Source organism: Rhizobium sp. CNPSo 3670 (genome assembly GCF_057784555.1).
In genome coordinates, this window is sequence record NZ_JBXSOL010000004.1 from 246,011 (window position 1) to 270,370 (window position 24,360).

The window sequence follows — 24,360 nt, forward strand, 5'->3', positions numbered from 1 at the left end:
GCTCAGAGGCGCTGCCCATCACGGATGCGGTAGCTCGGCGCATACATGGTGACGAGCTCTTCGGCCGCGGTCGGGTGCAGCGCCATCGTCCGGTCGAAATCGTCCTTGGTGCAGCCGGCCTTGAGCGTGACGCCGAGCAGCTGCGCCATCTCACCGGCATCGTGCCCGAGGATATGAGCCCCCACCACCTTGCGGCTCGCCGCGTCGACGATCAGCTTCATGATCATCCGCTCGGACCGGCCCGAAAGCGTCGCCTTCAGCGGCCGGAACCGGGCCCGGTAGACTTCGAGCTCGCCATAACGCTTGCCCGCCTCCTCTTCCGACAGGCCGACGGTGCCGATCTCGGGCTGTGAGAAGACGGCGGTGGGGATCAGGTCATGGTCCGGCCGGGTCGGATTGTTCTTGTACTCGGTCTCGATGAAGCACATCGCCTCGTGAATCGCCACCGGCGTCAGCTGTACCCGATTGGTGACATCACCGAGAGCATAGATATTTTCGACGTTTGTACGGGAATAATCATCGACTATGATGGCGCCACGCTCGTCGATGGCGACGCCGGCTGCCTCGAGACCGAGGCCTTCCGTATTCGGATCGCGCCCGAGCGCGAGCATCACGACATCGGCCTGCAGCGTGCCGCTGTTCAGCGTCTCCAGCACCAGCCCATCGTCGGTCTTCGAAACCTGCTGCAGCGTGTCATGACAGAGGATGCGGATGCCCTTGGCGACCATCGCCTCGTGCAGCCCCCGCCTTAGATCCTCGTCGAAGCGGGACAGGATCTCGGCGCCGCGATAGATCAGTGTCGTCGCCACGCCGAGGCCATGGAAGATATTGGCGAATTCGACGGCGATGTAACCGCCGCCTGCGATCACGATCGATTTTGGCAGTTCCTCGAGATGAAATGCGTCGTTGGAAGAAATGCAAAGCGCGTGTCCGGGAAGCGCGACATGCGGGTTCGGGCGTCCGCCGGTGGCGATCACGATCGTCTTAGCCGTCACCGTCTGCCCTGTTTTCACGAGTCGCACCGTATGGGCATCGACGAGTTCAGCGCGCGTTTCCAGAATCTCGGCATTGGCGCCGGCGAGCCCTTTCTTGTAGAGGCCTTCCAGCCGCGCGATCTCCGCATCCTTGGCGGCCACCAGCTTCTTCCAGTCGAAGCTGCTTCGGCCGACCGTCCAGCCGAAACCCGCCGCATCCTCGAAGTGCTCGTGGAATTGCGAAGCATAGACGAAGAGCTTCTTCGGCACGCAGCCGCGGATGACGCATGTCCCGCCATAGCGATATTCCTCGGCAATCGCCACCTTCTTGCCGAGCGAGGCGGCGACGCGCGCAGCGCGCACGCCTCCGGAACCACCGCCGATGACGAAAAGGTCGTAATCATAGGAAGACATGAGAAGCTCCGGAAGGGAATCGCTGGAAGGACGTTGCTGATATAGGGGTGATCATCATAAAAACAAAAGCCCCGCTGCTGCGTCTTCCCGTACTCCATGGCCGAATCTTGATCGGAAGGTGCCCCGGTCACCGTTTACGGTTGACCGCGTCGGCAGAGGCTGGCAGGCAATGCACGAGACTGAAAGGATGCCGGAGCAAAAGATGGATCAAACTCTCTTCGCCAACCTGTGCAGGGCCGGCAAGTTCAAGGAAGCGCTCAACCTCGCGATCCAGGGCCACGAGGGCGAAAAATTCACGCCAAGCCGCTTTGCCATGGACAAGAAAACAGGGCTGCCGATCTTCTACCGCGGCAACAAGCGCGTAGAGCCGGATGAGACCGGCGTATGGCAGCTGGCCAAGAGTTCGAAGGATTGGGGCTGATCGCCCGTGGCGTATTTTCTCTCTCGAGGATTTGACGCTCTCAGCCGGTAATGCGGAAATCCCTCGGCATATTCTCGAGCTGAGCCGCTTCCGTCTCGACGCTTGAGACCGATGCCCCTGCAGGTCCGCGCCTCAAACGCTCGATCATCGTCAAAATCGCATTATCCGCTCCAGCGATCAAGACGGAGACAGATCCGTCCGCTTCGTTGCGCACCCAACCCGTTACGCCGAGCCGCAGCGCCTCATCGCGAGTCCACATGCGAAAACCGACACCTTGGACCCTGCCTGATATCCGCACTTGCACCGCCTCGTGATGATCGGACATGTAGCCTCACCCAAACCTCGCCGTTATTGCCGTATCCATCATAACAAAAAAGCCCGGACGATGCCGGGCTTTTGCAAATCTGCGGAGGCAGCCCTTACTTCTGGGCAGCCGGGGCCGGCGCCGGAGCGGGTGCAGGAGCCACTGGGCTCTCGGTTGCCGGCGGTGGCGCCTTGATGACCTTGGACAGTTCGGCATTGCTCTGCTTTTCCAGGTCTCGCGAAATGCCCTGCGCCCAGATGTCGGCAGCCTTGGCCGTTTCGCGGGAGGCGACTGGACCATCGCGCAGCAGCTTCTTGCCGACGTCGGAATTATAGAAATCCGCAATCGCCTTCAGCTCGTCGACCGTGAAGGCCTTGGCATAAGTGAGCGCCGCCTCCTTTTCCAGATCACCGCGGCGCGGCGCCAGCTTCAGCGCTTGCGCGTCGACGGTCGATGAAATGATGTCCTGATAGTTCGGCGAATCCTGGATCAGGCCGGCCTTCAGGCGCTCGGCGAGGCCGGGCAGGATATTGTCGAACTGGGCAGTGGCACCGATCGCGTCAATCGCCGCGCGCGCCGCCTTCAGCTGCTCTTCGGAAACTTCCTGCGCCTTGACGGCGGAGCCGAAGACAAGCCCGGAAAGAACGATGGTCGCAGCGGCAAGACGGCCAAGACCTGCAATGTTCATCATAAGTGTATGCTCCTGTTATCTGTTTGCCTGCAGCGTGCGCGCACCCGCAGGACCGGCGATGATCGCAAGTGCCGCCATATTGATAAAGAGCCCGTGTTCGACGACGCCGGGTATGGAATTCAGCTCGCTCGAAAGCGCCTCTGCATCAGGAATGCGGCCAAAAGATGCATCGATGATGTAATGGCCGCCATCCGTCGTAAACTCTCCGTCACCGGACTGGCGCAGGTTGAGCTCGCCGGAAAGCCCGAGCCGAGCGGCGACCTTTTCAATCGCGATCCGCGTCGAGACGAGACCGAACGGATTGATCTCGATCGGCAGCGCGAAGGCGCCGAGTGTCTCGACCAGCTTGCTCTCGTCGGCAATGACGATCATCCTCTGCGAAGCGGCGGCGACGATCTTTTCGCGCAGCAGCGCGCCGCCGCCGCCCTTGATCAGCCTGAGCGCCGGATCGACCTCGTCGGCACCGTCAACCGTCAGATCGAGCGCCGGCAGCTCGTCGAGCGACTTCAGCGGCACACCGAGCTCGACACAGAGCCGCGCCGTTCGTTCGGACGTCGGAACACCTTCGACCTGGAAGCCGCCTGCGACCTTCTCCGCCAGCAGACGGACGAATTCTTCCGCTGTACTCCCAGTTCCGATGCCGAGACGCATCCCGCTTTCGACATGGGCGAGCGCGGCCTCGGCGGCCTTGATCTTCATTTCGCGCGCATCCATGCGCCGCCAGCTCCGAATTATTGCGTTGGATGTGCTGTTTACACGGCTCGCCTGGCAAACGAAAGTCAAAATCATCACGGAAAATGAAAAGCCGAAACAAACGCCTGCGGCTTCCCGCTAATCCTCAGGCCGTTGCTTTCCTCCCCACGATCGCCTACCGATATCATCATTCCTGGGAATGACGCGTCGTCCATCGAAGCCGCTCGCAAGACGCCCATCGCTCAAAGAGGCAAACCCCTTGACCCCTGCCCCCGCCCCGCTCGTCGTCTTCGATCTCGACGGCACCCTTCTCGACACCCATGCCGATCTCGTCGAAAGCCTGAACCATACGATCGCAGCCCTCGGCCTCGAACCGGTCAGTTATGACGACCTCACTCACCTCGTCGGCCAGGGAGCGCGGGTGATGATCGAGCGCGCCTGCCGGCTGCGCGGCCATTCGCTCGCGGAAGACGGCCTGCCGCTGCTGGTGGAACGCTTCGTCGCCCATTATGCCGGCAATATGCCCGGCCATACGGAACCCTATCCCGGTTTGGTCGCCGCGATGAACCGCCTGAAATCCGCTGACTACCGCCTCGCCGTCTGCACCAACAAGATGGAGAGCCTCGCGCTCGGTCTGCTCGGCAAGCTCGATCTCGCCCACTATTTCAAAGCAGTCATCGGCGGCGACACCTTCCAATACCGCAAGCCCGACGCCCGTCACCTCACCGGCACCATCGAGCGCGCCGGCGGCAATATTTCCCGAACCGTGATGATCGGCGACAGCATCAACGATATCGCCGTGGCCAGAAACGCCGCCGTGCCGGCGATTGCCGTTCCCTTCGGCTACTCGGATGTGCCGGTCTCGACTTTGAACCCGGACGTGATCATCACGCACTATGATGAACTAACGGTGGAGTTGGTGGAAAGGCTGCTGCGGGAGAATGCGGAGAAGGCTGCTGTTTGAGGGCTGGAAACTTCGCCGATGCCCTGCAGTTGTAGCCCCCTCATCCGCCTGCCGGCACCTTCTCCCTGCTGGGTAGAAGGGACAAGCCTCTGATCCCCTGCTCCCATCAAAACGTCCCATTGTTACGAGGTGTGCGCCGCTTGTTCCCCCTTCTACCCAGCGGGGAGCGGTGTCGTACGTGACCCTCAGCCTTGCCTTACCGGGATGGAGGGCAATGTCGAGATGGCTTTTGCCGACATCGATTCCGGCACAGATCATGCTATTATCGGTCATCTTCGTCGTCCCTGTCTTGGATACGAACCCCAAGGTTCCTGCAACCACACGGGCCAGATGAAGAGCCGGTTGCGATCCTGCTCCCCACAGCCCCAAAACGGCTAAGAAGGTGACGATCCGACAACCAGCTGCCGGGCGGGCGGCCACTCGCCCGGCAAGCATCAATATCCTACATTTTTTTCATCGGTGGCCCGAAGGGTCGGATGGGGGGCGGCACGGCGCATCCGATCCTCATATTGCAGCACGCAGACACCCCAATAACGAAACGGGCGGCCCGAAGACCGCCCATTCAATAGCCCAATAAACCTGTATTAGATCTGCGCCCCACGCGCCTTGGTCGTCGCGTCGAAAGCCTTCTCGACATAGGCGTCACGGCCGTAAACGTCATCGAAATACTCCACCACGCCGTCCTTGTTCGGCCAGGCGGTGAAATAGGAGACGTAGACCGGGATCTTCTGCGGCACTTTCACCGCATGGTTCTGGCCGCTTGCAATCTGCCTGGCGACATCGTCAACCGTCGTGCCGAGCACGGCGGCCGCCATCGCGCGCGGATTGGCAAGACGGACACAACCGTGGCTGAGCGCCCGCATGTCGCGCTTGAAGAAGCTCTTCGAGGGCGTATCGTGCATGTAGATCGCGTGGCTGTTCGGGAACAGGATCTTCAGTTCGCCGAGGGCGTTATCGCCGCTTGGCGGCTGGCGCACCGAAACATTCGCGGTCGAGCCGTACCAGTCGACGCTGGACGAGGCGACGGCATGGCCATTCACCTCAACCTCATACCCGAGCTGATCGAGGTAGTTGGGGTCCGAGCGCAGCTTCGGCAGCATTTCGTTGATGATGATCGACTGCGGCACGCCCCAGAACGGGTTGAACTCCACCGTTTCGATCTCGTCGTTGAAGAAATAGGTCTGGTTGTTCTTGCCGCCGACCACCACGCGCATAGACAGCTGTTCCTTGCCGTCATTGTGGTAGTAGGCCATGTAGGCCGGCTGGTTGATCATGACGTAACGGGAACCCAGATCTTCCGGCAGCCAGCGGACCTGTTCCATGGCGACGACGAGCTTTTCGATCTTCGAGGCATTGGTGTCGCCGCCGGTCATGGCGCGCACCGTCGCCTGGCCGATAACACCATCCGGCTTCAGGCCGTGCTCTTTCTGGAAGTCCTCGACGAGTGAGACGATGTCTGGCGAATAGTCGCTGCCTCCGGCGTAAGCTGCGAACGTCGCCGCATGATCGGTCTTCAGTGTCTCGGACCCGTGCTTCTGCAGCGCCTTGACGATATTGGCGATCTCGGGCGAGCTGTCGCCGGGTCTGAGCAGGCCCTGGAGCGAAATGACGATCTGCTCCTCATTGCTGTCGGCAGCGCGAAGCTTGGCAAGCTCCGCCTTCAGCGCCTCGAACTGCGTACTATCGGGCGAACGACTGGCGATGTAGGCGCCGGCATTGGGGCTCATGCGGGCAAGCTTCAGCACCGGCGCCAGATTGACGACCTTGCGCTGGAAATCGTGATAGCCGGAAATCTTGTTCGGATCGATGCGGCCGCGGACCGTGTCCTGCACGAAGGCAAGCAGCTTGGCCGAAAGTTCCAGCTCGAACTGCGTCAGCGCCCGGTCGCGCGCAGCAGGATCGGGATTGGCCGGATCGACGGCCGGCGCCTGCACGGCGTAATCGGCAGGGTCGAGACCCACGGAAGCCGCATCGGCCAGCGCCGCCATTGCCGACTGGGCGCGCTCGTTGATCTGGTTGCCGTCGACCCAGACGAGCGGATTGCGGCTGTCGCTGTAATAGGTTTCGAGCGCCTTGGCGACGTCGGCATTGGCACGAACCTTGGCCTGCGCCAGGAAGCGGCGCTGCACCACCGGTTCGGAATCGCTCCCCGGCGAAACCTCAGCAACCGCACCAGTGACGATAGGATCGGCAAACTTGCTGGTATCGACGAACTGCAGGCCTTCGGTCTTATAGGTGTAATAACGCGGACCGCTCACCTTCGGCAGCGGCGCCTCCGGGTCAAGCCCGCCAAGCGATCCGCCTTCGCCGCCACGCGGCGCCACACGCCCGGGCGGCATCTGATCCATGAAAATGGTGCTCTGGGTCCGCTGCCTGTCGCCGCGCAGCATATCCATCAGCGTATAGGCATGCGCGGGAGCGGCCATCATTGCCAGGCCGCAGGAAACTGCCAATGCGGATACCGCGCTTTTCAAAACGAACGTCATATATATTCCAGTCCCGATGTCATGCTGTTCTCAGCTCAAATCCCGCGAAACTCAAGCAGCGTAGGGCCTCATTGATCAGAAACCGGCCTTCGCCGCCAGCGCTGGCGGACTCAATTTCATGTGAGAGGAATCCTGCGCGGCGCCGCACAGCAGTTCACACAAAATTATGAAATTATTAGTTAATTTTTTACCGAATTTTCGCCGCCGGACCAGTACGGCAAAAACGTGCCGATACATAAAATTTCCAACGTGGCCGAAAAAGCACGCCGCTCGGCCGGCGCAAACATGACTGTGAGTATCAATATTTCGCACAGCATCCTGTTTTCTTACCCTGGTTTCCAACCTATAAGACCACATCTTTCGAAGATGCCAGAAAACAGCATGCGAGAGGAAGGCAAGGCTCATGACCGCAACCCGCACCGAAACCGATACTTTTGGCCCCATCGATGTCGCCGCCGACCGATATTGGGGCGCCCAGGCCGAGCGTTCGCTCGGCAATTTCAAGATCGGCTGGGAAAAGCAGCCGCTGTCGATCGTGCGCGCGCTCGGCATCGTGAAACAGGCGGCCGCCCGCGCCAACATGTCGCTCGGCCAGCTCGATCCGGCGCTGGGCAAGGCCATCGTCGACGCCGCCCAGGAAGTGATCGACGGCAAGCTCGACGAGCACTTTCCACTGGTCGTCTGGCAGACCGGTTCCGGCACACAGTCCAACATGAATGCCAACGAGGTGATCTCCAATCGTGCCATAGAAATGCTCGGCGGCGTCATGGGTTCCAAGAAGCCGGTGCATCCGAACGATCACGTCAATATGAGCCAGTCGTCGAACGACACCTATCCGACGGCCATGCACATCGCCTGCGCCGAACGGATCGCCCATCACCTGCTGCCCTCGCTGAAGCACCTGCATGCCGCCCTGGATATGAAGGTCACCGAGTTCAGCCACATCATCAAGATCGGCCGCACCCATACTCAGGATGCCACACCACTGACGCTCGGCCAGGAATTCTCCGGCTATGCCGCCCAGGTCGGCTCGGCCATCAAGCGCATCGAGATGACCCTGCCGGGCCTCTGCGAGCTCGCCCAGGGCGGCACCGCCGTCGGCACCGGCCTCAACGCGCCGGTCGGCTTTGCCGAGAAGGTCGCCGAAGAGATCGCTGATATCACCGGCATGCCCTTCGTCAGCGCGCCGAACAAGTTCGAAGCGCTCGCCTCGCATGATAGCATGGTCTTTTCGCATGGCGCCATCAATGCGGCGGCTGCCGCCCTCTTCAAGATCGCCAACGATATTCGCCTGCTCGGCTCCGGCCCGCGCGCCGGCCTGGGTGAACTGGCACTGCCGGAAAACGAGCCAGGCTCGTCGATCATGCCCGGCAAGGTCAATCCGACTCAGTGCGAAGCATTAACGCAGGTTTGCATCCACATCTTCGGCAACCACGCCGCGCTGACTTTTGCCGATAGCCAGGGCCATTTCGAACTCAACGTCTACAATCCGATGATGGCCTATAATTTCCTGCAGTCGGTGCAGCTGCTTGCCGACGCGGCCGTCTCCTTCACCGACAACTGCGTTGTCGGCATCGAGGCGCGCGAGGACAATATCAAGGCCGGCCTCGAGCGCTCGCTGATGCTGGTCACCGCCCTCGCCCCCAAGATCGGCTACGACGCCGCCGCCAAGATCGCCAAGACGGCGCACAAGAATGGCACGACTTTGAAGGAGGAGGCGCTCGCCAGCGGCCTGGTGACGTCGGAAGAATATGACGCGATCGTGCGCCCGGAAACGATGATCGGACCGAAGTAAAGGACAACAGGCGCAACGCCTCTCATCCGCCTGCCGGCACCTTCCCGCTTGCGTGGCGAAGGGGAGATAGCCGCAACCTCTCAGTCCCTCGCCAACCTCTCGCAGGGCACGTCCCCTCGCCCCGTTTTTACGGGGAGAGGGTTAGGGTGACGGGCACACACGGCACACCAGACAAGCCTCAAACCAACAGCGAAAAATTGTCCATCACCACCGAATTGCCCATGAAGTCGAAGCGGATTTCTTCGATGTCTTCGATATCGACCTCGAGATTGGGCCTGGTAACCTCGAGTTCCTGCTGATAGACGATCTGGCCGTCGCTCAGGGCTGTGAGCGTCAGGTGAAAGGGCGACGCCGACAATTCGGCGATCGAAACGCTCTGAAAGGTGAACTCCCCGCCATCGACCATTTTCAGGGTTACGGGCGCAGAACCCGGCGACAGAACGGTATCGCTGAAACCGTCCTCGGTAATGGCGTCGACGCCCGGAATGTTATCATAGACGATGCCGTTCAGAAGCGTCAGGTCGTGGCTACCGTTCACGGAGAGCGCAAAGCCACGGTAATTGGGAAGAGAGAAATCATCTGCCCTTGATAAGACTCCCATATCATCGAAATCCAGGACTTCGTGGTATTTTTCGTCTTCGTTGACGCCGTCGATCGCCAGGGTCAGCACGCCGAGATCCGTGCCCCCGGAGCCATCGGACATCTTGTAATTCAGCTTTTCGATGAGCTGATCGGACTTACCCAAATTCTTCACCACGTCGAGCGTGTAATCCAGCTCATATGTGAAGTGACCGTCAGGTGTCACTTTGAAGGTTCCGTACTTGCCCTCAATGATCGTTTCGTGGTCAGGCCCATGTTTGGCGTCGATGCGGACGCCATTGACGAAGCGAACATACATGGCCGCTCCTTCGGGATCGCGGGCGAGGCGCAGCAGATCGCCCCTGATCCAGTCATGTTCGAAAAAAACGAGAAGGTCGTCGACAGCAGTTGGCTTTGCATTTGTCATTGGAAGCCCCGGCAGGTTAACGCTGCCGGGAATATGAACCGGGCTTGAACTGAAGGCAACCTGAAGTCGGCCGCTTCGCGACAGATCTCGCTTTCGCCTCGCTTATTGCGTGTGCCGGGCAGGTTGCAAAATGTGGCACCATATGGCCCCAGCTCCAGACTCCGCCCCATCCTAATTGCATTTGCTTCGCAGCAGATTTAGACCGGTTCCAATTTTAGCGACGCACGCCCACCAGAAAGGTCACTTGGATGGCTGACGATCTCTTCCCGCTTGGCAAGGATGCCACCCCCTATCGCAAGATCAGCAGCGATTACGTCTCGGTCGACAATTTCAAGGGCCAGGAAATCCTGGCGGTTGATTCCGAGGGAATCCGGCTGCTTGCCGAAACCGCCTTTGCCGACATCAACCACCTGCTGCGCCCCGGCCATCTGAAGCAGCTTGCCGCCATCCTCGACGATCCTGAAGCGACCGACAACGATCGTTTCGTTGCCTATGATCTGCTGAAGAACGCCAATATTGCCGCCGGCGGCGTGCTGCCCATGTGCCAGGACACTGGCACGGCGATCATTATGGGCAAGAAGGGCCGCAGGGTCTGGACAGAGGGCGGTGATGCGGCGGCGCTTTCGAGAGGCGTGCTCGACGCTTATGAAAAGAAGAACCTGCGTTATTCGCAGCTCGCGCCGATCAAGATGTTCGAAGAGAAGAACACTAGGAATAACCTGCCGGCGCAGATCGATATCTATGAGGAAGGCACGGACTCCTACGACTTTCTCTTCGTCGCCAAGGGCGGCGGTTCAGCCAACAAGACCTTCCTCTATCAGGGTACGCCTTCGCTTTTGACCCACGACCGGATGATCGACTTCCTTAAGGAGAAGATCCTGACGTTGGGGACGGCAGCCTGTCCTCCCTATCATCTGGCGATCGTGATCGGCGGCACCTCGGCGGAGATGAACCTGAAAACCGTCAAGCTTGCGTCGACCCGTTATCTCGACGAACTGCCGACCGAAGGCTCCGAGAGCGGCCATGCCTTCCGCGACATCGAAATGGAAAAGGAAATCCACAAGCTGACGCAGCAGATGGGCGTCGGCGCTCAGTTCGGCGGCAAGTATTTCTGCCATGACGTGCGCGTCATCCGCCTGCCCCGCCACGGCGCCTCGCTGCCGATCGGCCTCGGCGTCTCCTGTTCCGCCGACCGCCAAGCCAAGGGCAAGATCACCCGCGACGGCATCTTTGTCGAGCAGCTCGAAACCGATCCGTCGAAATACATGCCGGAGATCGACGAAGCGAAACTGTCGGAATCGACCGTGCATATCGACCTCAACAAGCCGATGGCCGAAGTGCTCGCCGAACTATCGAGGCACCCCGTCAAGACGCGCCTTTCGCTGACGGGCACCATTATCGTCGCCCGCGACCTCGCCCATGCCAAGATCCGCGAACGGCTGGAGAAGGGCGAAGGCATGCCCGACTACCTGAAAAATCACCCGGTCTATTATGCCGGCCCCGCCAAGACGCCGGCCGGTTATGCCTCCGGCTCCTTCGGCCCGACGACGGCCGGCCGCATGGACAGCTACGTCGACCAGTTCCAGTCCTTCGGCGGCTCGATGGTGATGCTCGCCAAGGGCAACCGCTCGCGCGCTGTGCGCGAGGCATGCAAGAAACATGGCGGCTTTTACCTGGGCTCGATCGGCGGCCCCGCCGCCCGCCTCGCCAAAGATTGCATCCGCAAGGTCGAAGTGCTGGAATATCCTGAGCTCGGCATGGAAGCGGTCTGGAAGATCGAGGTCGAAGACTTTCCCGCCTTCATCGTCATCGACGACAAAGGCAATGATTTCTTCCAGGAATTGAATTTGGGGTGATTGTCTGGTGTGTCTTTGAAGTCAGGTGAAGGGGAAGCTGACGGCTTGCCGTAAAGCCCCTCATCCGCCTGCCGGATAAGGCGCCGCACGGCGCGACCTTCCGATATTTGCGCGCTTACTGATTATCTGCGGCGCTTATCACATCTCCATCATCCACCCGCGCCAGAATCTCCGTCCGGAATGCGCCGGCAAAGAGACGGGCATGCTCCAGCAGCAAGGCACCGCCTGCGAAGACGATGAAAACGAGGATGACGAAAAAATGGCGCGGCCGCTTTCCATGATCTTACGTCCTGGCTTTTTGGCGGTGTCGGGTTTGGCGGTGAACCGTCATTCCGCATTGCTTCCGAAAATAGGAAACAACCAAAACTTGCTGTCGACAAGATGAATACGATCTCTAAGGAGAAAAGAACTGTAAGTTTTTTAAATACCGCCTCCCGCGCAACGGGTATGCACTGTCCCGATAAGGATACGTTTTTCCTTGAAAAATCATAGACGTACTTGAAGTACTGACCGACCGCGAAGTTTTCATATGTAATCTTTGGTATATGTCGCTTTAATCTTTTCCCAAGAAATTTAAGCTAACAAATAAATATTGCCTTCGAAGAAATGAGGAGTTTGCCGGATGAATACGGCTGTCGCGCCCAAGGTGCAGGTTCCCGACGTAGCGGGCCAGATCACCTACGCAATGCGCTCGATGGGCGTCGCGCCGATACCCCGCAATTACGAACTCTTCTACGAGGCCTATATCGGCTCCAATCCGGCGCTCACCCGTGAACTCGCAGCTCTCGGCAGCCAGGCGACCCAGGCCGAACTTGATGCGCTGGGCGCGCAGTATTTCACCAGCAGCCCCGCACGCGTCTTCGACGATGCCCATACGCGCATATCAGGCGAACTCGACGGCCTGCTGCGAATCCTGAGGCAGGAGCAAAGTTCGCTCGAAAGCTATACAAGGCTGCTCGGCGAGACCCATAAGCGCATCACCTCCAAGAGCAATGCCAGCGCCGAATTGATCGAAAGCGCTATCGAACTTTTGAGCCAGGCGACTGGCGATACCATGGCGCATGGCGAACGCACCGTCGAGGACGTCGTCCAGCGCTCGCAGGAGATGGACCAAGTCCGCAAGGAACTCGATGAATACAAGCGCATCGCCAACACCGATTCACTGACGCGCCTTTCCAACCGCCGCGCCTTCGATGACCGGCTGTCAGCGGTCTTCAACAATCCCGGCATGCGTCCGGTAACCGCCCTGCTGCTCGCCGACATCGACAACTTCAAGAAGATAAACGACACCTACGGCCATCCCGTCGGCGACAAGATTCTCGCCACCGTCGCCTCCGTCATCCGCAGCAATGTCCGGCGAGACGTCTTCGTCGCCCGTGCCGGCGGCGAGGAATTTGCCCTGATCATCGAGGGCAACACAGCCGAGGAAGTGACGGCGATCGCCGAACGCATCCGCCGCACGCTGGAAACTACGCCGTTCAAGAATTCCCGCACGCGGGTGAATTACGGCCCGATCACCGTTTCCATCGGCATCTGCATGGCCTCGAATGCGGAGGATGCCGGCGAGCTTTACAGCAAGACCGACATCGCCCTTTACGGCGCTAAGAACGCCGGCCGCAACTGTATCGTCCTCTATCAGGACGGCATGCAGAAGGACTTCAGCAAGAGCTGGCTGATCTACAAGGCCTGACGCGGAACCCTCATGATAAGCACGCTGTCGCCACAAGGTGACAACCCTTCTTTCGTCATGCTCGGGCTTGGCCTAGCATCTACCGCCGGTGCAGCAGATGCTCGGCAAAAGGCAGCACAAGGCCGAGGATAACATCGAGTAAGGGCGAACTCTGTCAAAATTGCCCCGTCACAATGAGATGACAGCGGTTCACCACATCGTCTTCGCCGCCCGTCCCGGCCATTCCCGGTCGTAGGTTTCCTGATCGAAATCGCTGACGGCAGCCTTCAGCATCTGGCCCGGCGTCGGCAAGCTCGCCGGATCGGTAAAATGCCCGGCATTCCAGAGTTCGGCGCGTATCACGGCGCGCGCACACTGGAAATAGACCTCGTCGATCGAAATGACGATGACGGTGCGCGGATGTTTGCCGTCCATCTCGAAACTCGAAAGCAGCGCCTCGTCGTTCGAGACGACGCCGCGGCCGTTGATGCGCATCGTGGTGTTGGAGCCGGGGATCAGAAACATCAGCGCGAGCCTGGGATCACGTACGATATTGGAGAGCGAATCCACACGGTTGTTGCCGCGCCAATCCGGCAGATACAGCGTCTCGTCGTCGACGACGCGCACTACGCCGCCGAGATCGCCACGTGGCGAACAATCAAGCCCTTCCGGCCCGACGGTCGCAAGCGCCGCAAACGGCGAGATTTCGATCATCTGACGGTAAAGCGGCGTCAACCGCTTGGTCACCTTGTCGACCGAAGCCTGTGATAGGCCGGCGCCATAGATGGTATTGAGCTCTTCGATGCTGCTGATGATTTTCATGAAGCGTCCCGCCGCGGCTGATCTTTGCCACGGACGCTACAATGCCGCGCGCCTCGCCGGAAGCTCAAATAGCGGAATGATCTCCGCATCTTTTTTGATGCTTTCGTCGGTTCCCTCGTCCGCGCCGCCTGCGAGAAAGGCCTCGATCGCGCCGAGCACCGGAGGCGCGCCGATGATGCGCCGATGGCCGAAACCTTTCGCCCAGAACAGCCGCACTCTCTTACTCGCCGCGCCGTAACGCCGGGCATGGGCCGCTGACACTTCCTTGTCGTCCTCGGCGTGGATCACCAGGACCGGCCGGCCGATCGAGCCCGCCGTATTGTTGGCGTCGAAATCTCCGAGTCTTCGCCCAGTGACACGATGAACCTCATTCTCCAACGCAGCCTGCGCGCCGGCGCGAAGCCCGATCATCCGTCCGAAATCAGTGAAAAGCCAGGCCATCTCGCTCGGCGCGCCGATCAGCACCAGTCGCTCCCCGGTAACGGGCGCAGCATCCGGGATCAGGCCCGCCGCCGAGACCATCAGCGCCGCGCCCCCGAAGGAATGGCCAATCGCCGCGTCGAATGCACCGAAGCGCTCCCCTGCTGCCGCGATCGCCTGGACCGCAAGCCCCATATGCAGGAAACGGCCACCCGCGTGCCCATGGCCGGGAAAATCGAGCGCCACCACCTCGGCACCTGTCGCCGCCAGCATCGAGACGAGATCTGCCATGTAGACGGCGCTCGAGCCCCAGCCATGCGTGACGAGGTAGCGCTTGCGCTGACCGATCGCTCCGCCGTTGAGGCGATAGGCATGCGCTTTGGCGCCGCCGGCAAGCCTGAGGACAAAGCGTTCCGCGCCGGCAAGCCGCGCCGCACCAGCCGCATGTGCCGTCTTTGCCTTCTCTCCCTTCGGCCGCGGCGATGGTGTGCGGCAGAACAGCAGGAATGCCGCCCTGCCCGCCAGCCGCGGCGATATCGCCTGCAGAACCCGAAATCCGAGGCGGGTGACCTCAAGCGCGAAATTTGCCATAGTGGGAATCCAAAAGACTGTTCAACACTGAACAATAAAGTACAAAGATGAACAAAAATCAATCCCTGCCCTGGGATCATCCGCGTTTTCGCAGCTGGATTGCGGTGGCGCGCGCCTGCCAGCTGATGCAGCAGTCCCTGACCCGCTCGCTTGCCGATCTCGATATCAAGCCGCCACACCTCGATATTCTGGTCAATCTCTACCGTTTCGAGGCCATTTCGCAGCAGGAACTGGCGCGCAAGCTCCTCGTCGGCCGCTCCAATATGAGCATGCTGCTGCCGCAGATGGAGCAACGGGGTCTGATCGAGCGGCGCGGCGACGAGCGCGACAAGCGGGTGCTGCGCCTTTATCTCACCGGCGAAGGCCGCAAAGTGACCGAGGCGGCGATGGCGATCCAGACCGATCTCATCGAACGCACCCTCTCTGAGGAGCCGATCGAACAATGCATGGCGACGGCCACCTCGATGGAGCGCATCATCACCGTGCTGCTGAAAGATCTGCGCGACGATGACTGATGCATGCCGCCCAAAAGTGGGCAGCGGTTTTGGAAGGACGACATGCATAAAAAGACCCTCAAGCGCCTCGCATGAACCAAGTTCGATACGAGGCGCTTGACGTTCAATGCAGCGACGGCGCCGTCGATGTGCCGCTCAGCGAACGATATTCCCAGGCAGCGACGATGATCAGCACCAGCGTTGCCAGGATGCCGAGCAGATAGACCTCGAGGAATGGCGCTGCGAAAGCTAGCAGGATCACCAACACGAGGCCGGCAAGATGCGACAGTGGCATCTGCCCGCTGGTCGCGCCCTTGAACCAGAGATTGCCGGCGAGGAACAGACCGGAGCCGCCGAGCACCGCCGCCCCGACGCCGAAGTCACCCGTCTCGTGCGGATGCGAGAACATGAATTCGACCGCCACCGCATGCACGATGATGCCGGCCAGGATCGGGATATGCGCGTAGGTGAAAGCCTGCCGCGCCAGAGCCCCCGGCGTCTCCTCATGCTCGATGCGATGAGCGGCGCGCCCGTGGCCGAAGCGGAAATAGAGCCACCACATGGCGACCGTGCCGATAAAGGCAGTCACGAAGATCAGGCTGGTCAGACCCGAAATCGGCAGCTCGGAAAAGGTGCGGCCTGAAACGAGAATCGCCTCGCCGAGGCAGATGATGACGAAGAGCGCGCAGCGCTCAGCCATGTGCGCGCCGGAAACGTCCCAGTCGCCAGGCCTCGATCGGCCAAGCCCAGGCACCGCAAAGCCCGCGGCTGGCCCGGCATATTCGATCGCAAGTGCTATCAGCCATGCGATAAGCCGGGCTTCATGCTCCAAGAGCCCGCCGGCGATCCAGAAGACGGCGGCGACCGCAAGCCAGCTTGTGATGCGCGCGAAATTCAGCGTATTGGCCCGGTCGACACGCGTCATCGCATAGGTGGCAAACAGCGAGCGGCCGACCTGCATCGTCACATAGGCGCCGGCAAAAAGCAGTCCCTTGTCGCCGAAGGCCTCGGGGATGGAGGCGGAAAGCACTAGGCCCAGCATCATCAGCACGACCAGCATGCCGCGCACCGGCATCTTGTCGGGATCGAGCCAGTTCGTCACCCACGCGGTGAATATCCACACCCACCAGACGGCGAAGGTCATCACTGCCGCTTCGGCAGCGCCGAGAGGCGTGTAATGGGCGGCAAGCGCATGCGAAAGCTGCGAGATCGAAAAGACGAAGACCAAATCGAAGAACAGTTCGAGGAAGGTCACCTTGCTGCCGGCGGCGCTGCCTTTGGCGCGCAGCCAGTTCTTTCGATTCGCTTTCGCCATGTGTCCCCCGATGGCCATATATTGAGATTCAGCGCGGCTTTTCCGCGGTGTCGCGGTTCATGCCCTTTTCCCGGAGTTCGTCCTCATAGGCCGAAAACAGCTCCGCCCCCCGTTCGCCCAGTTCGCGCAAGTAGGTCCAGGTGTAGATGCCGGTATCGTGCATATCATCGAAACCGATTCGGACCGCATAATTGCCGGTCGGCGTCATCGACACGATCGCGACATTGCGTTTGCCCGGCACCGTCACCTTCTGTCCCGGCCCGTGGCCCTGCACCTCGGCCGACGGTGACAGAACGCGCAGGAGTTCGGCCGAAAGATCGAAGCTCTGGCCGTCGTTGAAGGTCACCACCAGCCGCTGCCGGTCCTTAGAAACGCGAAGTTCGCTCGGCCAGATATCGCTCATCTCTATCACCCTCTTTCCCTTGGAGAAGTAGGCGTTCGGCTTTTTCGAGGCAAGCGCAAATTAGCGGGTGCGAAATCCATTTCCCTTGACGGGGCAATCACATATGCACAAATAGAAAGATGTCGCTCGAAAACGGGGCCCATCCCGATCGGCGCGCTTCAAATCCCCGCCGCGGAGGAATTGGTGAATAAGAGAGTGGGAACGATAGGCAACGCATCGCCGCTCACGGCAGATGCGCATCCGATGATCGACCCTTTCGGCCGGGCGGTCACCTATCTCCGCGTCTCCGTCACCGACCGCTGCGACTTCCGCTGCACCTATTGCATGGCCGAGAATATGACCTTCCTGCCGAAGAAGGATCTTTTGACACTCGAAGAGCTCGACCGCCTCTGTTCGGCCTTCATCGCAAAGGGTGTCAGCAAGATCAGGCTGACCGGCGGCGAGCCGCTGGTGCGCAAGAACATCATGTATCTCGTGCGCAAGCTCGGCGAAAAGATCGGCTCCGGTCTCGATGAGTTGACGCTGACGACCAACGGCTCACAGCTTTCCCGCCATGCCGCCGAGCTTTATGATTGCGGCGTGCGCCGCATCAACGTCTCGCTCGATACGCTCGATCGCGACAAGTTCCGCAAGATCACCCGCTGGGGCGATTTTGACAAGGTCCTGGAAGGCATCGACGCGGCGCAGAACGCTGGTATCAAGATCAAGCTCAATGCCGTGGCGCTGAAAAATTTCAACGATGCCGAGATGCCCGATCTCCTGCTCTTCGCCCATGGTCGCGGCATGGACCTCACCGTCATCGAAACCATGCCGATGGGCGAGATCGAAGAGGACCGCACCGATCAATACCTGCCGCTCTCAGAGTTGCGCGCCGACCTCGAACGTCAGTTCACGCTAACTGACATTGATTTCCAGACCGGCGGCCCGGCGCGTTACGTCAGGGTTTCCGAGACCGGCGGCCGCCTCGGCTTCATCACGCCGATGACCCATAATTTCTGTGAGAGCTGCAACCGCGTTCGGCTCACCTGCACCGGCACGCTCTATATGTGCCTGGGCCAGAACGACGCCGCGGATCTGCGCGCCGCGCTCCGCGCCACCGAGGACGACGCCCTCCTCTGCGCCGCCATCGACGAAGCCATCACCCGCAAGCCAAAAGGCCACGACTTCATCATCGACCGGACTCATAATCGTCCCGCTGTGGCGCGGCACATGAGTGTAACTGGCGGGTGAGGCCCGGCCCCGCAAAGGGGGGAGCGATCCAGTGACAGATCGCAGGCCGAACGCCCTGGGCCCAAGCGAAGGCGCCGGCATAGGGTGCGACAAACTCTACAAGTATCCAGAAGTATCCAGCAACGCCCGCGAGAGCCTCCCGCCACAAGGGTCAGCCCTTATCCAGAGAGCTTGTGAATCTCTGAGGTGCGTAGCCCATCGGACGAAGCCTCGAACGACGAGGCGGGCACCCCGCCCCGTCAGTCGATCAATCGCTGCGCGGTAAATTTGTCGGTCACAAGCATATCGATCACCCCGACGCGAAGCGCGCCTGCGATCGCCTCGGTCTTCTTGGCCCCCCCGGCAAGAGCGATGACCCGATCCACCCGTTCGAGATCCTCGAGCGGAAGCCCTATGACCCGGTCGTCAAGCGGCGTCTTCACCGGCTTGCCGTTCCTATCGAAGAAGCGAAGCGAAATATCGCCGACGGCGCCCGCTTCCGCGAGATCGGAGAGCTCGCGGGACGAAAAGATGTTGCCGGACCGCGCGAGAAGTTCGGACGGTTCGACGGCTCCGATTCCGACGATCGCAAGCGTTATGCTGCCGAACAGGTCCATCGTCTCGCGCACGAATGGGTCGGCCTGCATCAGAAGTTTTGCTTCCCTTGATGTCGTAACGCCCTGCACGGGCAGCAGCTTCGGTTCGGCGCCGGTCAGCCGCGCAAGCCGCGTGGTCAGCTGCGTCGCATGCGTCTGCACCGAAGGATCGCCCATGCCTCCAAGGGTCTGGACGACGAATTTCGCCTGAGCGCTCTTCTGAGGATGGATGTTCTCGACCATTTTGAAGATGGTCTGGCTCCAGCTCGAAACGCCGATGATCTCCCCTGGCGCCAGCGTCACCTCCAAGAGATGAGCCGCTGCCTCTCCGATACGGGCCATGATGGCCCCGTCCCGATCTTCCGTACACTCGACGACGATCGCCTCCGGCAGACCGTATTTCTCGCGAAGCGCGCCCTCAAGCTCGCTATAGGTGCCGACGGGAGGGATCACGCTGGTTCGCACGATGTCTTCAGCCTCGGCGCGCTTCAGCATCCGCGACACCGTCGCCTGCGACAGGCGAAGGTGCTCTGCGATCTCCGCCTGCCGCCGTCCCTCTATGTGGTACATCTGGGCGACCCTTGAAATGAGGCGGAGTTCGTTGAGGCGAGTCATCGCTAATCCCAGATTGAATTTTTATTCACCTTTAGCCTGTGTTTCGCGGGACGTCGAGCGGGCGAGCGCATCATTCCAGGTATCGAGAAGTCCCGCGCGGTCCATGGGTTGCGGCTCGATGATCTCAGTGTTTCGCGGCAACGTCGCGACAACATGGAGATCGCTCCACATGCCGAGCGAGAGCCCCGCGAGATATGCAGCGCCCAAGGCCGACGCCTCGGGTGCTTCGCACTGGATCACGGGATGTTCGATCAGGTTCGACACACACTGCATCAGGAAGCGATTCTGGCTCGGTCCGCCATCGACATAGAGCGCGCCAAGTTCGCCACCGCTCTGCCTCCGCATTGCCGCGATCACGTCATGCACCTGCAAGGCGACGGAGTCAGTTACCGAGCGAGCCATCTGCGCGCGTGTGGTATTGAAGTTGATCTGGGAGAACAGCGCACGGGCATCGGCATTCCAGTAAGGCGCACCCAGTCCGACGAACGCCGGCACGAATCCAGGTCCGCCCGGCTCGGCGCTCGCTGCAAGTTCGACAAGGGCCGCGACATCCGCGAGGCCGAGAATGTCAGCCATCCAGGGAAGACTGGCGGCGCAAACCAGAATATTGCCTTCGAAAGCGAAAGTCGGCTTTCCCCCGATACGCCACGCGACCGTTGTCGTGATGCCGTTGCGTGGAGGAATGAACTGGGAAAGCGTCGTCATGACCGAAGAGCCGGTCCCGAAGGTCACCTTGCCGTCGCCCGGCTTGAAGGCCCCATGACCGAACAGGGCGGCGTGGCTGTCGCCGATCGCGGCCATGATGGGAGTACCGTCAGACACACCCGGCAAGCCTTGGGTCCTGCCGAAATCGGCGGAGCTGTCGAGGACCTCGGGCAGCAGCGCGATATCGACGCCGAAGATCTCGCCGAGCTCTTCGCTCCATCTCTGCTCCCTGAGATCGAACAACTGGCTCCTGGCGGCATTCGACGCGTCGCAGGCATACCGGCGCCCCCCCGTCACGCAGTGGACGAGCCAGCTGTCGATCGTTCCCAGCCGCACCGATCGCCCGGCCGGAATGCGGTCGAGCAGCCATCGGAATTTCGAACCCGGGAACATTGGATCCAATGGCAGGCCTGTCAGCGCCTGCACCCGGGCAAGCTGGCCTTCGGCAATCAAACGTTCGCAATCCTGTGCCGTTCGACGGCACTGCCAGCTGACCACCGGTCCGAGCGCCTCTCCGGTGTCGGCGTCCCAGGCGGTGACGGACTCGCGCTGGTTGGAAATAGCTACGGCCTCGATAGTCACATCGGCGCCAGCCTTCAGGCAGGCGTCGACCGCTTCGCAGACCGATGCGTAGAGCCGTTGTGGGTCTTGTTCGACCCAGCCCGGCTTCGGATAGCCGATACCGACAGGAGCCGAACCTCTGCCGATGATTTTTCCCTTCTCGGAAACGAGAACCGCCTTTGAATTGGTCGTGCCCTGGTCGATTGCCAGAATTGCCCGCATTCTATCCTCCCCGGATCAGGTGCTGGCCGGGACGGCAAGCGTCCCGGCCGGTCACGTGATCCCAATTACTTGCGCTCGATCAGCGACTGCGCGGCGTCGGCGATTGCGGACGGCGCCATCCCGAATTCGTCGAGCAGGAACTCCGCTGAACCGGTCGGGGCGTAGACGCCGGGAACCCCGAGACGCTTCATCGGCACTGGAGCATGGTCGACCACCACTTCGGCCACCGCGGAGCCGAGCCCGCCAAAGATTGAGTGCTCTTCGGCCGTGACGATCGCTCCGGTTTCCCTAGCTGCGGCGATGATGGCCTCCTCGTCGATCGGACGAACCGTTGCGAGGTTGAGCACCCTGGCATCGATGCCGCGGTCTGCGAGAATTTCGGCAGCCTTCACGATGCGATGCGTCAATGTCCCGTTGGCGATCAGAGTGACTTGGGAACCTTGGCGAAGGAGATTCGCCTTGCCCAGTTCGAATTTATGGCCTTCCCGAAGCAGGTCGGGCACACCGACCCGCGACAGACGCAGGAAGCAGGGCCCGCTGTAGGTTGCCGCCCAGGCGACGGCAGCGGCGGTTTCGATCCGGTCGCAGGGCGCGATGACCGGGAGATTGGGCAGGACCCGCGTCCAGGCGAAATCTTCGATCGAGTGATGGGTCGGGCCGAGTTCGCCATATGCCATTCCGGACGAAATGCCGACCAACTTGACGTTGGCGTTCGAGTAGGAAATGTCGGCCTTGATCTGCTCCAGCGACCGGCCCGTGAGAAACGGAGCAGCGCCGCACACGAAGGGCAGCCGTCCGCCATTGGCAAGCCCTGCACCGACGCCGACCATGTTCTGCTCCGCGATGCCGACATTGACGAGGCGCTCCGGAAACTTCGACTTGAAGCCGCCGAGCTTGGAGGAACCGACGGAATCATTGCAGACGGCAACGATCGTTTCGTTTTCGGCAGCCAGCCGCTCGAGCGTGGAGGCGAATGCGTCGCGGCAATCGTGAAGCTTGGGTGGGTTTACTGGCGCCTTCATTACAGTGCCTCCGACAATTCTGCCAATGCGATTTCGTATTGTTCCCTACTCGGAACCTTGTGGTGCCACTCGACCCGGTCCTGCATGAACGAGATTCCATGGCCCTTGTTGGTGTGGGCGACGATGCAATGTGGCCTTGATCCCCGGTGTTCGAGAGCAGGAACGACTTCGCTCATCTTGTTCCCATTGATTTCGGTGACTTCCCAATCGAAGGCTTCAAGCTTCGGACGAAGAGGGGCGAGATCATTGGTTTCGGCGAGCGCAGCTCCCTGCTGGAACCTGTTGTGATCGATGACCAGCGTCAGATTATCGAGCTTGAACTGGGCGGCCGCCATGATCGCTTCCCAGTTGGACCCCTCCTGCATCTCACCGTCTCCGGTGACGACGTAGGTGTGAAATTTCCCGCCCGAGAGTTTGGCGGCCTTCGCCATTCCGACTGCGACCGGAAGACCGTGGCCGAGCGGCCCCGTGTTCGTCTCGACGCCAGGAACCTTATTGCAATTCGGATGTCCGTTCAGCCTCGAATGCGGCTGCAAGAAGGTGGAAATCTCCTCTTCCGGAATGAAGCCGCGTTTTGCGAGCGTCACGTAGAGAGCGCAAGCCGTATGCCCCTTTGAAAGCACGAACCTGTCGCGGTCGGGGTGTTTGGGCTGATCAGGCCAGACATTCAGCACACGAAAATAGAGGGCGATCAAAATGTCGATGACCGACATCTCTCCACCAATATGGCCGGCGCCAGCTTCAAAAACCGCCTGGAGATCGCGCAATCGGATTTCGCGGGCGATACGCTCGAGTTCTGTCGTATCCATGGGCTCCTCGTGTGCATAAATATTCAATCTCCAATATTTTTGCACAACAGATCGATTAGTCAACCCCTCTGGCGGAGCTATCGAGAGCGTACGTGATCGGAAATGTTATTGACAGCCGGAAAGCAAGTTGTTAATGAATTTTCCAGCAGGCATGAATATTTATTCTGCACTGAACGAATAACGGATAAGGGCCTAAAGCATAGGGAGGAGCAATGGTGGCGCTCGATATCAATGAACACAGGCTTTCGTCCGGTGCGTGGCTGGGCAAGCTCAAGGGAGCTACCGGCCCGCTCGTGGGTCTGCTCGCGCTATGCATCTTTCTGAGCTTCAGCACGGACACGTTTCTGTCGGTTCGAAACGGCCTGAACATTCTCGACCAGATCACCGTTCTCGGCATTATGGCGGTCGGCATGACGTTCGTCATCCTGATCGGCGGCATCGATCTCTCCGTCGGCTCGGCACTCGCCCTGGCGATGATGGTCATGGGCTGGACCGCAAACGTCGCCGGCCTGCCCCTGCCCGTCGGCATCGCCTTTGCGCTGATCGCCTCGGCTGTTTGCGGACTGATCGTCGGACTTCTGGTGACGCAGTTCAGGGTTCCGGCCTTTATCGCCACCCTGGCAATGATGTCGGCCGCCCGCGGCGTCGCCAACATGATCACCGACGGCCAGCAAATCGTCGGCTTCCCCGACTGGTTCATGATGCTGGCGATCGATCGCCACTTTGGCGTCATGACTGCCACAGTCTTTCTTATGCTTGCGGTTGTTCTGGCGGCATGGCTTTTCCTGCACTTCCGGTCCGAAGGTCGCATGCTCTATGCGGTGGGCGGAAACCCCGAGGTCGCGCGCCTGGCCGGCATCAATGTTCCGCTTGTAACGATCAGCGTCTATGTCGTGAGTGCGGTCCTCGCGGGGCTTGCAGGCGTCGTGCTCGCCGCCCGGCTGGATTCCGTTCAGCCGTCCAGTGGTCTCGGCTATGAGCTGGATACCATCGCCGCAGTCGTTATCGGCGGGACGTCGCTCTCCGGCGGTGCCGGCGGCATCGGAGGAACTCTGATCGGCGTTCTCATCATCGGAGTGCTGCGCAACGGTCTCAATCTTCTCAACGTCTCACCGTTTCTTCAGCAGGTGATCATCGGCATCGTCATCGTGCTTGCGGTCGGCGCTGAAACCATTCGTCGGCGTCGAGCCTGACGAGCAGGCTCCGCCGCTTTGGCGGACCCGGAATTCCGCCCTGAAAGATCGGGGCGGATCAATAACCCGAGGGGGAGGACATACCCGAGGGTGCCATTAACAACGGAGGA

General features: G+C 60.6%; 24 protein-coding genes. 9 read left to right on the forward strand and 15 right to left on the reverse strand.

The genetic code is table 11. The features are described from left to right. Positions 1 to 2: 2 nt before the first annotated feature. Positions 3 to 1,388: a glutathione-disulfide reductase gene (gor, locus tag AC13QO_RS05920; RefSeq protein WP_488540142.1), complete on the reverse strand. Its 1,386-nt coding sequence runs from the start codon at positions 1,386 to 1,388 to the stop codon at positions 3 to 5. A 202-nt stretch (positions 1,389 to 1,590) separates the two neighbouring features. Here gor and AC13QO_RS05925 point away from each other — a divergent pair, with 202 nt between their 5' ends. Further along, positions 1,591 to 1,809, forward strand: a complete 219-nt coding sequence (locus tag AC13QO_RS05925) for a hypothetical protein (RefSeq protein ID WP_041678876.1) — start codon at positions 1,591 to 1,593, stop codon at positions 1,807 to 1,809. Positions 1,810 to 1,849: 40 nt separating this feature from the next. Here AC13QO_RS05925 and AC13QO_RS05930 read toward each other — a convergent pair whose 3' ends face one another. From AC13QO_RS05930 to rpiA, 3 genes are all read right to left on the reverse strand, one after another. Continuing rightward, the gene (locus tag AC13QO_RS05930) at positions 1,850 to 2,134 is read right to left on the reverse strand and encodes an acylphosphatase (protein ID WP_488540143.1); all 285 of its coding nucleotides are present in this window, start codon (positions 2,132 to 2,134) and stop codon (positions 1,850 to 1,852) included. 94 nt (positions 2,135 to 2,228) lie between these two features. Then, the gene (locus tag AC13QO_RS05935) at positions 2,229 to 2,804 is read right to left on the reverse strand and encodes a DUF2059 domain-containing protein (protein ID WP_085778385.1); all 576 of its coding nucleotides are present in this window, start codon (positions 2,802 to 2,804) and stop codon (positions 2,229 to 2,231) included. A 15-nt stretch (positions 2,805 to 2,819) separates the two neighbouring features. Beyond that, positions 2,820 to 3,518 (reverse strand): ribose-5-phosphate isomerase RpiA, encoded by a 699-nt coding sequence (gene rpiA, locus AC13QO_RS05940; protein ID WP_097599179.1) that lies wholly within the window; start codon positions 3,516 to 3,518, stop codon positions 2,820 to 2,822. 238 nt (positions 3,519 to 3,756) lie between these two features. On the opposite strand from rpiA, the gene AC13QO_RS05945 reads away from it, so the two are divergent. Next, complete coding sequence (locus AC13QO_RS05945; protein ID WP_488540144.1) at positions 3,757 to 4,461, forward strand: HAD family hydrolase; 705 nt, start codon at positions 3,757 to 3,759, stop codon at positions 4,459 to 4,461. A gap of 584 nt (positions 4,462 to 5,045) precedes the next feature. Here the strand turns inward: AC13QO_RS05945 and AC13QO_RS05950 are convergent. Together AC13QO_RS05950 and AC13QO_RS05955 are read right to left on the reverse strand one after the other, a co-directional pair. Beyond that, the gene (locus AC13QO_RS05950; RefSeq protein ID WP_488540145.1) at positions 5,046 to 6,947 is read right to left on the reverse strand and encodes a L,D-transpeptidase family protein; all 1,902 of its coding nucleotides are present in this window, start codon (positions 6,945 to 6,947) and stop codon (positions 5,046 to 5,048) included. Between the two features lie 75 nt (positions 6,948 to 7,022). Next, entirely contained in the window at positions 7,023 to 7,352 is a 330-nt protein-coding gene (locus AC13QO_RS05955) for a hypothetical protein (protein ID WP_285196032.1), read from the reverse strand. Here AC13QO_RS05955 and fumC point away from each other — a divergent pair. Beyond that, complete coding sequence (gene fumC / locus AC13QO_RS05960; RefSeq protein WP_085778389.1) at positions 7,351 to 8,742, forward strand: class II fumarate hydratase; 1,392 nt, start codon at positions 7,351 to 7,353, stop codon at positions 8,740 to 8,742. The two genes, AC13QO_RS05955 and fumC, sit on opposite strands and share 2 nt — an antisense overlap. A 178-nt stretch (positions 8,743 to 8,920) precedes the next feature. Here the strand turns inward: fumC and AC13QO_RS05965 are convergent, their stop codons facing one another. After that, positions 8,921 to 9,748: a VCBS domain-containing protein gene (locus AC13QO_RS05965; RefSeq protein ID WP_488540146.1), complete on the reverse strand. Its 828-nt coding sequence runs from the start codon at positions 9,746 to 9,748 to the stop codon at positions 8,921 to 8,923. Between the two features lie 248 nt (positions 9,749 to 9,996). On the opposite strand from AC13QO_RS05965, the gene AC13QO_RS05970 reads away from it, so the two are divergent. The 3 genes from AC13QO_RS05970 to AC13QO_RS05980 all read left to right on the forward strand — a co-directional run bounded on the left by AC13QO_RS05970 (position 9,997) and on the right by AC13QO_RS05980 (position 13,294). Next, on the forward strand, positions 9,997 to 11,604 hold the full coding sequence (locus AC13QO_RS05970) for a fumarate hydratase (RefSeq protein WP_488540147.1): 1,608 nt from the start codon (positions 9,997 to 9,999) through the stop codon (positions 11,602 to 11,604). 202 nt (positions 11,605 to 11,806) lie between these two features. After that, on the forward strand, positions 11,807 to 11,989 hold the full coding sequence (locus AC13QO_RS05975) for a hypothetical protein (RefSeq protein ID WP_488540148.1): 183 nt from the start codon (positions 11,807 to 11,809) through the stop codon (positions 11,987 to 11,989). A gap of 237 nt (positions 11,990 to 12,226) precedes the next feature. Further along, positions 12,227 to 13,294, forward strand: coding sequence for a GGDEF domain-containing protein (locus AC13QO_RS05980; RefSeq protein WP_085778392.1), 1,068 nt, complete (start codon positions 12,227 to 12,229; stop codon positions 13,292 to 13,294). 189 nt (positions 13,295 to 13,483) lie between these two features. Here the strand turns inward: AC13QO_RS05980 and AC13QO_RS05985 are convergent, their stop codons facing one another. Together AC13QO_RS05985 and AC13QO_RS05990 are read right to left on the reverse strand one after the other, a co-directional pair. Beyond that, the gene (locus AC13QO_RS05985) at positions 13,484 to 14,095 is read right to left on the reverse strand and encodes a pyridoxamine 5'-phosphate oxidase family protein (protein WP_221112528.1); all 612 of its coding nucleotides are present in this window, start codon (positions 14,093 to 14,095) and stop codon (positions 13,484 to 13,486) included. 36 nt (positions 14,096 to 14,131) lie between these two features. Then, positions 14,132 to 15,106 (reverse strand): alpha/beta hydrolase, encoded by a 975-nt coding sequence (locus AC13QO_RS05990; protein WP_488540149.1) that lies wholly within the window; start codon positions 15,104 to 15,106, stop codon positions 14,132 to 14,134. A gap of 47 nt (positions 15,107 to 15,153) precedes the next feature. Between AC13QO_RS05990 and AC13QO_RS05995 the strand changes: the two genes are divergently transcribed. Continuing rightward, a complete protein-coding gene (locus AC13QO_RS05995; protein ID WP_097601483.1) occupies positions 15,154 to 15,621 on the forward strand; it encodes a MarR family winged helix-turn-helix transcriptional regulator in 468 nt (155 codons plus the stop codon). A gap of 103 nt (positions 15,622 to 15,724) precedes the next feature. Here the strand turns inward: AC13QO_RS05995 and AC13QO_RS06000 are convergent, their stop codons facing one another. Together AC13QO_RS06000 and AC13QO_RS06005 are read right to left on the reverse strand one after the other, a co-directional pair. Beyond that, complete coding sequence (locus AC13QO_RS06000; RefSeq protein WP_488540150.1) at positions 15,725 to 16,915, reverse strand: low temperature requirement protein A; 1,191 nt, start codon at positions 16,913 to 16,915, stop codon at positions 15,725 to 15,727. A gap of 28 nt (positions 16,916 to 16,943) precedes the next feature. Continuing rightward, positions 16,944 to 17,318, reverse strand: coding sequence for a gamma-butyrobetaine hydroxylase family protein (locus AC13QO_RS06005; RefSeq protein WP_020921463.1), 375 nt, complete (start codon positions 17,316 to 17,318; stop codon positions 16,944 to 16,946). A gap of 183 nt (positions 17,319 to 17,501) precedes the next feature. Here AC13QO_RS06005 and moaA point away from each other — a divergent pair, with 183 nt between their 5' ends. Next, positions 17,502 to 18,548 carry a GTP 3',8-cyclase MoaA gene (gene moaA, locus AC13QO_RS06010; RefSeq protein ID WP_488540151.1) on the forward strand — a complete coding sequence of 349 codons (1,047 nt, stop codon included), beginning with the start codon at positions 17,502 to 17,504 and terminating at the stop codon, positions 18,546 to 18,548. Between the two features lie 239 nt (positions 18,549 to 18,787). Here the strand turns inward: moaA and AC13QO_RS06015 are convergent, their stop codons facing one another. From AC13QO_RS06015 to AC13QO_RS06030, 4 genes are all read right to left on the reverse strand, one after another. After that, complete coding sequence (locus AC13QO_RS06015; RefSeq protein WP_488540152.1) at positions 18,788 to 19,738, reverse strand: sugar-binding transcriptional regulator; 951 nt, start codon at positions 19,736 to 19,738, stop codon at positions 18,788 to 18,790. 21 nt (positions 19,739 to 19,759) lie between these two features. Next, positions 19,760 to 21,226, reverse strand: coding sequence for an FGGY family carbohydrate kinase (locus AC13QO_RS06020; RefSeq protein ID WP_488540153.1), 1,467 nt, complete (start codon positions 21,224 to 21,226; stop codon positions 19,760 to 19,762). A 65-nt stretch (positions 21,227 to 21,291) separates the two neighbouring features. Continuing rightward, positions 21,292 to 22,248, reverse strand: a complete 957-nt coding sequence (locus AC13QO_RS06025; protein WP_488540154.1) for a transketolase family protein — start codon at positions 22,246 to 22,248, stop codon at positions 21,292 to 21,294. Further along, positions 22,248 to 23,057, reverse strand: a complete 810-nt coding sequence (locus tag AC13QO_RS06030) for a transketolase (RefSeq protein ID WP_488540155.1) — start codon at positions 23,055 to 23,057, stop codon at positions 22,248 to 22,250. The genes AC13QO_RS06025 and AC13QO_RS06030 overlap by 1 nt, the downstream gene beginning before the upstream one ends. Before the next feature lie 212 nt (positions 23,058 to 23,269). On the opposite strand from AC13QO_RS06030, the gene AC13QO_RS06035 reads away from it, so the two are divergent. After that, positions 23,270 to 24,250: an ABC transporter permease gene (locus AC13QO_RS06035; protein ID WP_434713332.1), complete on the forward strand. Its 981-nt coding sequence runs from the start codon at positions 23,270 to 23,272 to the stop codon at positions 24,248 to 24,250. Positions 24,251 to 24,360 lie beyond the last annotated feature (110 nt).